This window comes from Microbacterium cucumeris (assembly GCF_058349845.2).
Genome location: NZ_JBYRIZ020000007.1, coordinates 65591 through 78701, shown reverse-complemented (window position 1 = coordinate 78701; position 13111 = coordinate 65591). Strand labels below are relative to the sequence as shown.

The 13111-nt window shown below is 70.4% G+C and carries 12 protein-coding genes; 2 read left to right on the top strand and 10 right to left on the bottom strand.

The window, feature by feature from the left end; translation table 11 throughout:
• Window positions 1-37: 37 nt before the first annotated feature.
• Genes AC3RXZ_RS16770 through AC3RXZ_RS16755 form a run of 4 tightly spaced genes read right to left on the bottom strand, consistent with a single transcriptional unit; the run spans window position 38 to window position 4336 of the window.
• On the bottom strand, window positions 38-859 hold the full coding sequence (locus tag AC3RXZ_RS16770) for an FAS1-like dehydratase domain-containing protein (protein WP_243228318.1): 822 nt from the start codon (window positions 857-859) through the stop codon (window positions 38-40).
• Window positions 856-2085: a CaiB/BaiF CoA transferase family protein gene (locus tag AC3RXZ_RS16765; RefSeq protein WP_491494769.1), complete on the bottom strand. Its 1230-nt coding sequence runs from the start codon at window positions 2083-2085 to the stop codon at window positions 856-858. The genes AC3RXZ_RS16770 and AC3RXZ_RS16765 overlap by 4 nt, the downstream gene beginning before the upstream one ends.
• Window positions 2082-3065, bottom strand: a complete 984-nt coding sequence (locus tag AC3RXZ_RS16760; protein WP_243228320.1) for a hydroxymethylglutaryl-CoA lyase — start codon at window positions 3063-3065, stop codon at window positions 2082-2084. Before AC3RXZ_RS16760 ends, AC3RXZ_RS16765 begins: the two co-directional genes overlap by 4 nt.
• Window positions 3062-4336: a hydroxymethylglutaryl-CoA reductase, degradative gene (locus AC3RXZ_RS16755; protein ID WP_491494768.1), complete on the bottom strand. Its 1275-nt coding sequence runs from the start codon at window positions 4334-4336 to the stop codon at window positions 3062-3064. The genes AC3RXZ_RS16760 and AC3RXZ_RS16755 overlap by 4 nt, the downstream gene beginning before the upstream one ends.
• A gap of 208 nt (window positions 4337-4544) precedes the next feature.
• On the opposite strand from AC3RXZ_RS16755, the gene AC3RXZ_RS16750 reads away from it, so the two are divergent.
• Both AC3RXZ_RS16750 and AC3RXZ_RS16745 read left to right on the top strand, forming a co-directional pair.
• Window positions 4545-5402 (top strand): alpha/beta fold hydrolase, encoded by an 858-nt coding sequence (locus AC3RXZ_RS16750; protein WP_491494767.1) that lies wholly within the window; start codon window positions 4545-4547, stop codon window positions 5400-5402.
• Between the two features lie 75 nt (window positions 5403-5477).
• Window positions 5478-7388: a helix-turn-helix domain-containing protein gene (locus tag AC3RXZ_RS16745; RefSeq protein ID WP_491494766.1), complete on the top strand. Its 1911-nt coding sequence runs from the start codon at window positions 5478-5480 to the stop codon at window positions 7386-7388.
• 4 nt (window positions 7389-7392) lie between these two features.
• On the opposite strand, the gene AC3RXZ_RS16740 is transcribed toward AC3RXZ_RS16745, so the two are convergent.
• Genes AC3RXZ_RS16740 through AC3RXZ_RS16715 form a run of 6 tightly spaced genes read right to left on the bottom strand, consistent with a single transcriptional unit; the run spans window position 7393 to window position 12959 of the window.
• Window positions 7393-7818 (bottom strand): cupin domain-containing protein, encoded by a 426-nt coding sequence (locus tag AC3RXZ_RS16740; RefSeq protein ID WP_491494765.1) that lies wholly within the window; start codon window positions 7816-7818, stop codon window positions 7393-7395.
• A 24-nt stretch (window positions 7819-7842) separates the two neighbouring features.
• Window positions 7843-8613 carry an ATP-binding cassette domain-containing protein gene (locus AC3RXZ_RS16735; protein WP_491494764.1) on the bottom strand — a complete coding sequence of 257 codons (771 nt, stop codon included), beginning with the start codon at window positions 8611-8613 and terminating at the stop codon, window positions 7843-7845.
• Entirely contained in the window at window positions 8610-9479 is an 870-nt protein-coding gene (locus tag AC3RXZ_RS16730) for an ABC transporter ATP-binding protein (protein ID WP_243228326.1), read from the bottom strand. The genes AC3RXZ_RS16735 and AC3RXZ_RS16730 overlap by 4 nt, the downstream gene beginning before the upstream one ends.
• On the bottom strand, window positions 9476-11050 hold the full coding sequence (locus AC3RXZ_RS16725; RefSeq protein ID WP_491494763.1) for an ABC transporter substrate-binding protein: 1575 nt from the start codon (window positions 11048-11050) through the stop codon (window positions 9476-9478). The genes AC3RXZ_RS16730 and AC3RXZ_RS16725 overlap by 4 nt, the downstream gene beginning before the upstream one ends.
• Complete coding sequence (locus AC3RXZ_RS16720; protein WP_491494762.1) at window positions 11047-12012, bottom strand: ABC transporter permease; 966 nt, start codon at window positions 12010-12012, stop codon at window positions 11047-11049. The genes AC3RXZ_RS16725 and AC3RXZ_RS16720 overlap by 4 nt, the downstream gene beginning before the upstream one ends.
• Entirely contained in the window at window positions 12009-12959 is a 951-nt protein-coding gene (locus tag AC3RXZ_RS16715; RefSeq protein WP_491494761.1) for an ABC transporter permease, read from the bottom strand. Before AC3RXZ_RS16715 ends, AC3RXZ_RS16720 begins: the two co-directional genes overlap by 4 nt.
• Window positions 12960-13111: the final 152 nt, after the last annotated feature.

The following is a 13111-nucleotide window of genomic DNA, read 5'->3' as shown; positions in this document are numbered from 1 at the left end:
CTGTCGGAAGCGTTGAGTGGGATCGGTCGCCGCCCGCTCAGGCGACCCACCCGACGTCGGCGGTCGCGAGCACGACATCTTCGGCGTCGAGGACCGCCGCTGTGGTCGTCGCGCCGTCGGAGCGTCCGACGATGCGCAGAGGGCGGTCCACCAGTATCGGAGCGATCGCCCGGATGCCGAGCTGCGCGGGCCGTCGCCCTGGCACATGGCTCCGAACGGCGTCCATGAGCAGGATCCGGGTGAGCGGTCCGTGCACGAGGAGGTCCGGCAGGCCTTCCCTCTCGCGCGCCCACGCCCGGTCGTAGTGGATGAGATGCGTGTTGAAGGTCAGCGCCGAGAACCGGAAGAGCTGCCGCGCGTCGAGCGTCAGCTCCTGCGTCCATTCGGCCGCCTCCGCGACTGTCGGATCGGGTCTGGGGGCCCTCGCCGGGACGTCCGGGTCGGCGGCCTCGAGGAACACGTCGTGCCAGGTGCTGCGCACGGCAATCTCGCCGCCCACCGCGTACTCGCGCACGATGTCGACGAACGTCAGGCGGCCGCGGGATCCCGTCTTCTCCACGACGTCGCCGAGCGCAGTCGTCTGGACGACCTCCTCGCCGATGCGGATCGGACGCAGGAAGTCGGTCGTCTCCCCGGCGTACATGCGCCGCGGCAGGTCGATCTCGGGCACGACCCCGTCCCGGGCCGGTGTGCCGTCGGGGCGCAGGTCCGCGAGGGGCACGGCGAACGGGAAGAAGACGCCTTCCCAAGCGGCGGGCAGTTCCTCGCCGTCCTCGTATCCGGCCTCGCCGGGAGCGAACGTGCCGCGGTAGGCCTCGACCGTCGACGCCGTGATCGGCTCGGTGCGCACGACGCTCACGGCAGCGCCCCCTCCGCGCGGAGTTCGGCGATGCGCACGGCGTCGTATCCCGCGAAATCGGCGAGCACCTGGTCGGCGTGCTCGGCGAAGCGATTCGCGGTGCGGGCGGGCGTGGCGGGCGTCGCCGACAGCTTGATGGGCTGCCCGAACATGCGGAGAACGCCCAGTTCGCCGTAGTCGGCCTCGACGATCATGTCCCGCTCCGCCGTGCCGGGGTCCTCGACCACTTCGCCGATGCTCTTCACCGCCGTCAGGGGCACGACGTCGCCGGCGAGATCCTCGAGCTCCTGCTTGGTCCGGCTCGCGAGCCACCCGGCCACGATCGGCTTGACGCGTCGCTCGTACACGTCGGGGTCGAATCGCTTGCGCATCGTGTCGATCTCGGGGTCCGCCTTGTGTTCGGGAGTGCCGAAGAGATCGCAGCTCGCGTCCCAGAGCTTGTCCGTGTAGGCCCCGAAGAACACCTGGCCGTCGGCGCAGTCGAAGAGCTCGTACGGCTTCACCCACGCGTGCGCGTTGCCCTGCGGCGACGCGACGGTTCCGTTCACGGTGTAGTCGACGACCGCCGTCTCGGTCAGGGCGACGATGCTGTCGACCTGGGCGACGTCGACCACCTGGCCCTCGCCCGTCGCCTCGGCGTGCCGGAGGGCGGCCAGCGTCCCCACCACCGCGAACAGCGTGGCCGACAGGTCGCCGATCGTGACGCCGACCCGCACCGGCGGCTGATCGGCGTAGCCGTTCATCGACCAGATCCCTCCGGCCGCCTGGGCGGTGTTGTCGAACGCGGGTCTGCGGCTGCGCGAACCCGTGCGACCGTACCCGGAGATGGCGGTGTAGACCAGGCGCGGGTTCACCTCGCGCAGCACCTCGTAGCCGACCCCGAGCTTGTCCATGGTCCCTGGCCGGAAGTTCTCGATGAGCACGTCGGCCCGGCGGACGAGGTCCTTGAGGACCTCCTTCCCCTCGGCCGTGGCGAGATCGAGCCCGACCCCGAGCTTGCCGCGGTTGTACTGGGCGTAATACGCACTGAACTCCTCGATCCCGTCGGTGAGGTACGGAGGGAACCCGCGCGACACGTCGGGGTCGCGCGGGTTCTCGACCTTGATCACGGTGGCCCCGAGGTCGGCGAGCATCTGCGCGGCGTAAGGCCCGGCGAGCACGCGGGACAGGTCGACGACGATGACGCCGGAGAGCGCCCCGGGTGCGGGAAGCGTCGTGTCGATCATGTGTTCGTGACCTCCTGGGCGATGTCGGGGGTGTCGAGTCCCGCCGCCGCGTAGGCGCGGGCGATGCGGGACGCGGGGCGGGTGCTGCGGATGCGTGAGAGCCAGAGCGTCGTGGCGGCCAGCGCGCGAAGATCGAGCCCGGTCTCGATGCCGAGACCGTGCAGCATCCACACGAGGTCCTCCGTCGCGAGGTTACCGGTCGCGCCCTTCGCGTACGGGCACCGGCCGAGCCCGCCGACCGACGAGTCGAACTCGGCCACCCCCAGGCGCAGCGCCGCATGGACGTTCGCAAGGGACTGGCCGTAGGTGTCGTGCAGATGAAGCGCGATGCGCTCCACGGGGACGCCTGCGGCGAGTGCGGCCTCGATCACCGCCGTGGCATGACCGGGGGTCGCGACGCCGATCGTGTCGCTGATCGCGACCGTGCGGCTGCCGGCGTCGTGCAGCGCGGTGGTCGCCGTGAGGACCGCGTCGAGATCGACCGCGCCCTCCCAGGGATCCCCGAACGCCATGGACACGTACCCCCGGACCGGGACCCCCTCGGCGTTCGCGGCCTGGATCACCTCGACGGCGCGGTCGATCGCGCCGGTTCGCGTGGTGTTGAGGTTCGCCTGCGCGAACGACTCGGTGGCGCTGACGACGACCGACACCTCGCGAACGCCCGCGTCGATCGCGCGCTGCAGGCCTCTCAGGTTCGGCACGAGACCGACGGCACGCGCGCCGTCCGGCACGTCGAGCTCCGCGACGACCTGCTCCGCGTCGGCGAGCTGCGGGATCCAGGCCGGCGGCACGAAGCTCGTGACCTCGAGGTCACGGCTGCCGGCCGCGTAGAGCCGTCGGCACAACTGCACCTTGATCCGGGCCGGGATGATGTCGGTCTCGGCCTGCAGTCCGTCCCGGGGACCGACCTCGAACACCGTCACCCGTGCGGGCAGACCCTCCTCGCGGAAGACCCGGGGTTCGGGGAGGGCGGTGGTCATGAGCCGGTCCTGCGCAGTTCGTCGAGCACCTCTCGGGCGTACTCCACACGGATGCGTCGATCCGCGACGATCCGTGCCGCGACCGCGCCGATCTCGTGCACGTCGGCCCCGGCGCTCGCGGCGACCGTCCTGGCGTGCAGCGTCATGTGCCCGCGCTGGATGCCCTCGGCGGCGAGCGCGCGGCATGCCGCCAGGTTCTGGGCCAGGCCCACGGCGGCGATCGCGCTCGCGAGCTCGCGAGCCGTCTGCACCCCGAGGAGGGTCACGGCGGCCTGCGCGGTCGGATGCGCGCGCGTCGCGCCTCCCACGAGTCCCACGGCGAGCGGCACCTCGAGCGTACCGACGAGGTCGCCGTCGGCGTTCTTCTCGAACTGCGACAGGGCCGTGTACCGCCCGGAGCGCGCGGCGTGGGAGTGGCATCCGGACTCGACGGCTCGGGTGTCGTTCCCGGTCGCGAGCACGACGGCGGTGATGCCGTTCATGATGCCCTTGTTGTGCGTGGCGGCGCGGTACGGATCCGCCTCGGCGAAGGCGCTCGCGGCCACGATGTCGTCGACCACCTGCGCGCCGCCCAGCAGCTCCGCGTCGAAGACGGCGCGCGCGCGGGTGAGGCGCAGTTCGGCCTTGTTGGTGAGGATGCGCAGGAGCGTGCGGGCCCCCGCGAGTTCGGCGATGCGCGGGGCGATCGCCTCCGCCATGGTGTTGACCGCGTTCGCCCCCATCGCGTCGCGGACGTCGACGTGGAGGTGCACGATCACCTGGTCACCGGCGCGGGTCGGGAGCACGCGGACGGAGATGTCGAAAGCGCCGCCGCCGAGCGAGACGAGCATCGGGTCCTGCTCGTTCGCGAGGGCCAGCAGTTCGTCCTTGGCCTCGAGCAGGGCGAACCGGATGCCGTGGGGCTCTCCCGCGTCGAGCACCTGGATCTGGGCGATCATGATGTCGCCGGTGTACGAGGTGGTGAAGCCGCCGTGCCCGCGTGCCATGCGCGCGGCGTTGGACGCGGCGGCGACGACGCTCGGCTCCTCCGTGGCCATGGGGATGAGCCGGTCGCGCCCGTCGATCACGAAGTTGGTCGCCACGCCGACCGGGACACCGATCAGCCCCACGACGTTCTCGATCATGTGGTCGGCCTGGGCGAGCGAGAGGCCGGCGTCCGGGCGCAGGGCCCGGAGGGCGTCCGACTCCAGACCCGCGCCGTGGGCGACGAGGGCGAGCCGCTCGTCCGGCGCATGATCGCGCAATCCTGAGATCCGGCTGTTGATCGACATCGGCCACCTTTCTGAGTGACAGCGACCGCGTCCTCGGCGCTGTGGTCAAGGACGACACTAGGAACGCAGGACAGGGCCGACGATGGGTGGAACACTCATCGTCCCGCTCTCTCTGTATGCGGTCGGCACATCACCTCTCTCGCGGAGCGACCCTAGACTCGCAGCACGACCCGAGCGCTGGTCCCGTTCCCGAAAGCGAGGAGAAGCGATGCCCTTCACGGAATCCGCCGACGTGCGGCTCTACTACGAGGTGTTCGGGTCCGAGAAGGATCCCGTGCTCGTGCTCATCTCGGGAGGCGGCGCTCAGCTGCTGAGCTGGGATCCGCGCCTCGTTGCGGCGCTCACCTCCGGCGGACTGCGGGTCGTGCGCTTCGACAACCGCGACACCGGGTTCTCGCAGCGCTTCGGCGGCGAAGAGGACGTGGACGGCGGCTACGGCCTGAGCGACATGGCGGATGACGTGCTGCGCATCCTCGACGACCTCGGCGTCGAGTCGGCGCATGTGGCCGGGCACTCCATGGGCGGCATGATGGCGCAGATGCTCGCGATCGAACACCCGGAGCGCGTACGCAGCCTCGGGCTCCTCTCGACGATCCCCGGCCGATCGCCCCGATACGTGCTCCACGGCGAACGACCGGAGCTCGCCGAGAAGCCGGTGCGCGTGACGCGTGAGCAGGCCGTCGCCTACGCCGCTTCCGCAGTCGAGGCGGGGCCGGCGAGCCGGTACGACTCGCAAATGGAGTGGCACCGGGAGATGGCCGGCATCGCGTACGACCGCGGCTACCTCCCCGAGGGCTACGCCCGGCAGTGGGCGGCCCTGCGGCGCGCCCCCGAGCGCCTGGAGGCGCTGAGGTCGGTGATCGTGCCCACCCTCGTGTTCCACGGGCGCGACGACGACGTGCTGCACTGGGCTGCGGCCGTCGACATCGCCGAGGCGATCCCGGGCTCCGAGCTCCAGATGCACGCCGACATGGGGCACCTCATCCCTCACGAGCTGTGGCCGGTGCTCACCGATGCCCTGCTGCGCACCGCCGAGCGCGGCGAGGAGCTGCGCGCGGCCGCCTGATTTGAGAGGTCGGTCCGCATGCTCGACACTGAGATCGTGAGCAGGGAGGCGCCGCCCTCCCCCGAAGGGACGAGGATGCCCGAGCACGACGATGCCATCGCGTCGCTCCTGGACGCGGCCTACGACTCGGAGCTCGTCGGCCCGACCGGCGTCAGCGATGCTCTGCGGCGGTTGGGCGCCGATGACGCGGACGCCGCGGCGATCGCCGACCGCGTCGCCCGGATCCAGCGCGAGCTGTCGCGTCTGCGCCGCCGCGAGCATGAGCTCACGGCTCTGTTCTCGAGCGCCAGGGAGCTGGCCGAGCTGCGCGACAGCGACGCCGTGCTCGCTCGCCTCGTGCAGCGGGCGAGAGAGATGATGGGAGTGGACCTCGCCTACCTGTCCGAGTTCGACCCCGACACCTCGGAGCTGCGGGTGCGCGAGACCAGCGGCTCCGTGAGCGCGTCCTTCCAGACCCTGCGCGTGCCGCCTGGGCGCGGCCTCGCGAGTGTCGTCGTCGAGTCCCGCACCGCGCAATGGGTCGCCGACTACACGGGTTACACGGCCGACCGCCACGACGCCGGCATCGATGACGCCGTCTCGGCCGAGGGTCTGGTCTCCTTGCTCGGCGTGCCGATGCTCAGCAGCGATGACGTGCTCGGGGTGCTCTTCGTGGGCAACCGCGAGGAGAAGAGCTTCACTCCCGACGAGGTCGCGCTTCTCTCCGCTCTCGCGGATCACGCCTCGGTGATCCTCCAGACGACCCAGACCCTGCGCGACCTGCGGGACTCCGAGGACGCCAGCCGGCGCACCCTCGAGAGCCTCACGGCTCATCTGGTCGAACGCGATCGGGCCAACACGGTCCACCAGGAACTCGTGCAGGCCGTGCTCGCCGGGGGCGGTTTCGGTCCCGTGGCCGAAACGCTGGCCTCGGCGCTCGGACGAGCGGTCGCCATCATCGATGCACAGGAGAACGTGATCGCCGCTGCCGGCCTGCCGCTGGCGCCGGGCATGCTCGCGCTCGACGATCGCGTACGGGACGCGCTGGCCGAGAGCCGACGGCACGGTCACTGCGTCCCCGTCGCGGGGGCCGGTGTCCGAGCGGTCGCATCGCTCACCGCAGGCAGCCGGCACTTCGGCGCTCTGCTCCTCGGCGACGGCGACTTCGAACTCGGTGCCGTCGACCTGCGCACGGTCGAGCGTGCCGCCCAGGTCGGGGCCCTGCTGGAGCTTCAGCAGGAGGCCGCATCCGGCGCGGATCACCGCGTGCGCAGCGAGCTCGTCGCCGACCTGCTCGACGACGTGCCGGAGCGCCGATCGGACGTCGAGCGTCGCGCCCGTCGTCTCGGCGTCGACCTGGAGGACCTCGATGCGCTGCTGCTGCTCTCGGTCCCCGGCGACCAGCAGGCGGCGGCCGCCCGGGCGGCGGTACGGCTGCTCGACGAGCACGCCCTTGTCGGCGAGTACCGTGGCTTCGTCGTCGCGGCCGTGTCCGCTCGCCGCGGCGGAATCGACCCTGATCGGCTGCGCACCCAGGTCGCCGCCTCGATCCAGGATGCTGTCGCCGTGGTCGTCCCGCCTCCCGCCAAGGCGTCGCTGGCGGTCTCGTTCCAGGCCGCCCGGCGGACTGCCCGCCTGCTCGCGGCTCTCGAGCTGACCGACCTCACCGCTCACGTCGAGGAGTTCCTGCCCTATTCGGCCGTCCTCGACACCGACGCCCAGGGCCTGTCCGCCTTCCTGCGCGACACGATCGGCCCGGTCCGGCAGTACGACGCGGAACGCAACGCCGACCTGCTCGGAACCCTGCGGGCTTTCGTCCGCAACAACGCCAGCCCCACCCGTACGGCTCGAGCGCTCAACTTCCACACGAACACGATCCTGCAGCGCCTCGATCGTCTCGACCATGTGCTGGGGTCCGGGTGGCGCGACGACGAGCGGATGTTCCGGCTCAGCATCGCCGTGCGCCTCGACGAGCTGCGCGAGCGGCTGCAGGGTCCGACGACCTGAGCCCCTACCGCGCCGCCTCCGGATCGAACGTCTCGACTCCGCTCTGCGGGAAGGGATGCGCCCCTCGTGGCCCGAAGACGAGCACGAGCTCGGCGACGGCATCCGAGTCGTTGCGCACGCCATGCTGCATGCCCTCGGGGGCATAGAACGCATCGCCCGTGCGCAGGACGCGCCGCTCGTCCCCCGCAATGATGACGACCTCGCCGCGGGTCACGATGTACATCTCATCGGAGCCGTCCGGTGAGCAGCTGGTGGGATCGCCGCCGAGATGATGATGCTGGCCTTCTTCGGCTCCCGGCTCGAGGCGATACCGCATCACCGAGATCGGCAGTGATGTCGTCTGTTGGAAGTACCATTCGATGCCGATCCGACCTCGCCCGCGGTAGAGCTCCCAGTCATGGGCGTTGTCGCCCTGTCGCTGCACGCGCATGTTCTCGACTCCTCGGGCGCGGGTTCAGGTGCGGTAGAGCACCGGCATGGATTCCAGCAGGCGCTGCGTGTACGGATGCTCCGGCGCGTTCATCACCTGCTCGCCGGTGCCCTCCTCGACGACCCGGCCCTGGTGCATCACGGCGACGCGGTGGGCGATGTGGTGGACCACCGACAGGTTGTGGGTGATGAAGAGATAGGTCACCCCCGTCTCGTTCTGCAGCTGCACGAGGAGATTGAGCACCTGCGCCTGCACGGAGACGTCCAGCGCGGACGTCGGCTCGTCGAGCACGACGAACTCGGGCTCGGCCGCCATGGCGCGGGCGATCGCGATCCGCTGCCGCTGACCTCCGGAGAATTCGTGCGGATAGCGTCCGGCGGCCTCCATCGGAAGCCCGACGCGGTCGAGCGAGTCGGCGATCCGTCGCCGGCGCTCCTTCGGGCCGACGCCGGCGGCGACGAGCGGTTCGGCGATCGACCGGGCGACCGAGAAGCGCGGATCCAGGGAGTCGTTGGGATCCTGGAAGACCATCTGCACCCGACGACGGTGCCGACGCAGCGCCCGCCCGCGCAGGCCGGTGATGTCGACGCCGTCGAATTCGATCGTTCCGGCGGTGGGCTTGCGCATCAGGAGGATGGCGCGCGCGAGCGTGCTCTTGCCGGACCCCGATTCGCCGACGAGCCCGAGGGTCTCCCCGCGGCGCACCCGAAGGCTCACGTCGTCGAGTGCGGTCATCGCTGCATCGCCGTGCCCGAAACGCTGGGTGACGTCGTTGACCCTCAGGACGTCGGTCATGAGGCCTCCTCCAGCACGGCCGGGACCTGGGCGAAGTCGTTGACGGGCGGGATCACCGCGAGGGGAGACCTCACCGGAACGGATGGCCGCGGGATGCTCTCGAGCAGTGCCCTGGTGTAAGGATGACCCGGATCCTCCAGGACGCGTCGCGCCGACCCGGCTTCGACGACGCGCCCGCGGTACATGACGGCCACCCGCTCGCACAGCTGGCCGATCACGCCCAGGTCGTGACTGATGAACAGCACGCCCATGCCCGTCTCATCGCGAAGGCTCTTGATGAGGTCGAGGATCTGCGCTTGGACCGTCACGTCGAGCGCGGTGGTCGGCTCGTCGGCGACGAGGAGCGATGGGCCGGCGGCCACTGCGATCGCGATCACGACGCGCTGCCGCTGACCTCCCGAGAGCTGGTGCGGGAAGTAGTCGAGTCGCTTCTCAGCATCCGGCATCTGCACGAGCCGCAGGATCTCGAGCGCGCGGGCACGCGCCTGCCTGCGGTCGGCGGCGCCATGGATGAGCAGCACCTCGGCGATCTGCGCGCCGATGCGCATGCACGGGTTGAGCGCAGACATCGGCTCCTGGAAGACCATCGAGGCCTTCGCACCCCGCACCTGCGCCCACTCCCGCTCCGTGGCGGCGGACACGTCGATCCCGGCGACCGTCATGCGGTCGGCCGACACGCGTGCGGAGTCGGGAAGCAGGCCCATCATCGCGAGCGCGACGCTGGACTTCCCGCTTCCCGACTCGCCGATCACGCCGACGATCTCCCCCTGGCGAACCCGGAGGGACACTCCGGACACGGACGCGGGTGCGGATCCGTAGGAGATGGTGAGGTTGTCGACGCGGAGCGCCTCGGCGGCATCCGTCATCGGGCGAGCCAGGCGCTGTCGAGTCCGGACCTCGAATAGAACACGTCGTTCTCGTAGCCCTGGAGCTTCGCGGCGTCCCAGACCTCGAAGTACACCGGCACAGCAGCCGGCACGAATTCGAGCGCCTTGTCGGCCGCCTCCTCCGCGAGCTGCCCGACGAGGTCCTCGTACTCCTCGGGGCTCGCGGCCGACTTGGCCGCGATGAGCAGCTCACGCGCCTTGTCGGCGTCGGGATTGCCCTCCCAATGGTTGTACACGCCCCCTTCGAGCAGCACGGGCTCGAGGTAGAACACGGCGGAGGCACGAGGGCTGCCGGGGATCGCCACCAGGTCGGTCCAGGTCTCGCCGGACGTGAAGATCGGCGCGATCTCGGACAGCGGCGTCGCCTCCAGGTTCAGCGTGATGCCCGCCTCGGCGAGCTGCTGCTGCATCATCTCGTAGACGGGATGGTGCGCTGCCGCGACGTCTCCCATGTAGCTGAGCGTGATCTCCGGGTTGGGCTGCCCGGCCTCCTCGAGGAGTCGCTTCGCCTCGTCGACGTCGCGCGTGTAATAGGGCAGCTCCGACGCATCCGTCGCACCGGGGTCGCCGGCCGGCGGCACGAACGAGATCCCGGCGTTGCCGAGCATCGCGGTGTCCACCAGGGCCTGCCGGTCGAGCGCCAGTGAGAACGCGCGACGCACGTCGAGATCGGCGAGCGGGCCCTGTTCCGGGTTGACGTAGATGGCGAGGTTCTGCCGGAATGCGGCGTCGCCGAGGGTGAATCCGGAGGCCTCCGCCTGCTGCGCCAGGCTGCCGTCGATGAACGCCGCGGCCTGCACGCTTCCCTGCTGCACGGCCGCGAGCAGGGTGTTCTCGTCCGGGTAGAGCTCGAAGACGATCTCGTCCAGGTACGGCTCGTCGCCCCAGTAGTTCTCGTTCTTCTCCATCGTGATCGAGACGCCCTGCTTCCACTCGGTCACCTGGTAGGCGCCGGTCCCGACGGTGGTGGTCTGACGTTCCTCCTCGGTGGCGCCTCCGTAGGCCTCCTCGCTGACGATGAAGAAGGTCTGGCGGGCCGAGACCGCGTCGAGGAAGGTGCCGTCCGGCTGGCTGAAGTGGAAGGTGACCTCGTGATCGCCGGTCGCCTCGACGCTCTCCATGCTGCTGAGATACGTGGCGTTGGAGCCGCCGTCCTTCCGGGTCTCGAACGAGTACACGACGTCGCCGGCGTCGAAGGGTGAGCCGTCGGCGAAGAGGACGTCGTCGCGGAGCTGGAAGACCCAGGTCAGCTCGTCGGTCTGCTCCCACTCGGTCGCGAGTGCCGGCTCCACCGTGCCGTCGTCGTCTCGGGTGAGGAGGGTGTCGTAGGCGATGGAGTCGATGACCTCGGCGGCGATCGCCGAGGCGACCATCGGGTCCACGCCTCCGGCGGACGGTTCGGCGGGAACGCCCCATGTGAGCGTGCCGCCGGAGACCGGTTCGCCGGCATCCGCGGATCCGCCCCCGGAGTCGCCGGCGGATGCGCAGCCCGCGAGGGTCAGGGTCGCCACGGCGAGTGCCGCCGCCGCTGCCCGGTGTCGTCTGTTCATGAGGGCCTCTTCTCTGTTCGGGTGTCCTGCGAGGGTGATGCGGTGGTGCGGTCGGGGGCGGCGACCCGCCGGCGGCGCGATGCTCCGCCCAGCGAGAACGCGGGTTCGCGCCGGGGCGCGAGGTAGTCCTGCATCCCGTCGGCGAGAAGGTTCCACGCAGCCGACAGGAGGATGATCACGAGCGAGGGGAGGATGATCAGCAGCGGCTGCATCTGCATGAAACGGGTGAACTCGCTGATCATGCGTCCTGCGGACGGCTCGGGAGCCTGCACGCCCTGGCCGAGATAGCTGAGCGCCGCCTCGATCAGCACGACCTGCGACGCGACCGACGCGAACTGGACGAACAGGGGCGTGAGGACGTTCGGGAGGAGATGCTCGGCGACCACGCGCGCGGGGCGCACTCCGCTCAGGGTGGCCGCGAGCACGAAGTCCCGCTCTCGGAGCGCGATCACCGGGGCACGCATCACGCGGGCGAAGCCCGGGGCGAAGATCAGGCCGAGAGCGAGGATCAGCGGACCGGGACCGTTGCCGATCACGACGCCGACCACCAGCGCGACGAGGATCGCGGGCAGGGCCAGCATGGCGTCCACCACCCGCATGATGACGGAGTCGACCCATCCGCCGACGTAGCCCGCGATGAGACCGAAGAACGTCCCGATCACTGCGCCGAGCAGGGCCGCGGCACCCGAGATGACGAGGCTGGTCCTGGCGGCGAGCGCGAGTCGGGTGAGCGTGTCGCGTCCGAGGTTGTCAGTGCCGAGCAGGTGCTCGGCACTGGGTCCGCTCAGCGCCGGACCCGAGGCGGCGAACGGGTCGTAGGGCGGCCACAGCGTCATCCATCCTGCGACCGCGAGGATCGCGACGAGGATGCCGGCACCGCTCCAGAAGGACGGGCCGAACCGGCGGCGGCGTGGTCGGCGGCCGGCGACTTCGGCGAGGGCGAGCTCTCTGGTGACGGTCATCGGGCGTGCACTCTCACTCGGGGGTCGATCAGCGGATAGAGCAGGTCGACGACGAAGTTGATCACGACGTACACGACCCCGATCAGCAGCACGGTCGCCTGGATGATCGGGTAGTCCGAGGAGCGGATGCCGGTGAGCAGCAGCGACCCCATGCCCGGCAGGGAGAAGACGGCCTCGATCACGACCGTCCCGCCGACCAGAGCCGCCAGTTCGATGCCGATCACGGTCATCACGGGGATCAGCGCATTGCGCATGGCGTGCCCGGTCACGAGTCGTCTCGGTGACGCCCCCTTCGCCCGCGCCGTGCGGACGAAGTCCTGGCCCAGGGTGTCGAGGAGGGTGCCCCGGGTGTATCGGGCGATGATCGCGGCGAGCACGATGCCGATCAGCAGCGCCGGGAGGATCAGCACCCCGAACGCGCGCAGGGGATCGCCCTCCGCCCCGGCGTACCCCACGAGCGGCAGCTTCAGGGTGAGGGAGTTGACGAGGATGAGGACGGTGCCGAGGACGAAGGGCGGTGTCGCCAGGAGCACGAAGGAGAGTCCGCGGACGACATGGTCCGGGAGCCGCCTCCACCGGGTGGCGGCGAGGATGCCCGCAGGGATGCCGAGCGCCGTCCCGAACACGGTCGCCATGACCGCCAGCGTGAGACTCAGCGGCAGGCGCGCCGCCACGAGGTCGGAAACCTCTCCGGGGATCGTGATCGCGCGGCCGAAGTCGCCCTGCACCACGCCGAGCAGCCAGCTGAAGTACTGCGTGATCCAGGGCTGGTCGAGGCCGAGCTCGGTGCGCAGCGCCTCGAGCTTCTCCGGGTCGGGATTGGCAGGGTCGACGAATGCGGCGAGCGGGTCTCCGGGGATGATCCGCACCATCGAGAACACGAGCACCGACAGCACGAAGAGGACGAAGAGGGAGGACAGGATCCTCGACACGATGTAGCGGGTCATCGCGCCGTCGCTCCGGCGGACGCCGCGGCGGGCGCGCGGTCGCAGGGTCCGAGAACGGCGGGTGTCGTCGATGACATGGCGGTCACGCTACTCAGCGGCCGACGCCGGATGTACGGTGCGGCATCCCACGGGAACAGTCGCATGATGGGTGG

Excerpts from the sequence above, each read along its gene's own strand:
- AC3RXZ_RS16755 (WP_491494768.1), bottom strand. The coding sequence starts at position 4,336 with ATGTCGATCAACAGCCGGATCTCAGGATTGCGCGATCATGCGCCGGAC.
- AC3RXZ_RS16745 (WP_491494766.1), top strand. The coding sequence starts at position 5,478 with ATGCCCGAGCACGACGATGCCATCGCGTCGCTCCTGGACGCGGCCTAC.
- AC3RXZ_RS16740 (WP_491494765.1), bottom strand. The coding sequence starts at position 7,818 with ATGCGCGTGCAGCGACAGGGCGACAACGCCCATGACTGGGAGCTCTAC.
- AC3RXZ_RS16720 (WP_491494762.1), bottom strand. The coding sequence starts at position 12,012 with ATGACCGTCACCAGAGAGCTCGCCCTCGCCGAAGTCGCCGGCCGCCGA.
- AC3RXZ_RS16715 (WP_491494761.1), bottom strand. The coding sequence starts at position 12,959 with ATGACCCGCTACATCGTGTCGAGGATCCTGTCCTCCCTCTTCGTCCTC.
- AC3RXZ_RS16760 (WP_243228320.1), bottom strand. The coding sequence starts at position 3,065 with ATGACCACCGCCCTCCCCGAACCCCGGGTCTTCCGCGAGGAGGGTCTG.
- AC3RXZ_RS16765 (WP_491494769.1), bottom strand. The coding sequence starts at position 2,085 with ATGATCGACACGACGCTTCCCGCACCCGGGGCGCTCTCCGGCGTCATC.
- AC3RXZ_RS16730 (WP_243228326.1), bottom strand. The coding sequence starts at position 9,479 with ATGACGGATGCCGCCGAGGCGCTCCGCGTCGACAACCTCACCATCTCC.
- AC3RXZ_RS16750 (WP_491494767.1), top strand. The coding sequence starts at position 4,545 with ATGCCCTTCACGGAATCCGCCGACGTGCGGCTCTACTACGAGGTGTTC.
- AC3RXZ_RS16735 (WP_491494764.1), bottom strand. The coding sequence starts at position 8,613 with ATGACCGACGTCCTGAGGGTCAACGACGTCACCCAGCGTTTCGGGCAC.
- AC3RXZ_RS16725 (WP_491494763.1), bottom strand. The coding sequence starts at position 11,050 with ATGAACAGACGACACCGGGCAGCGGCGGCGGCACTCGCCGTGGCGACC.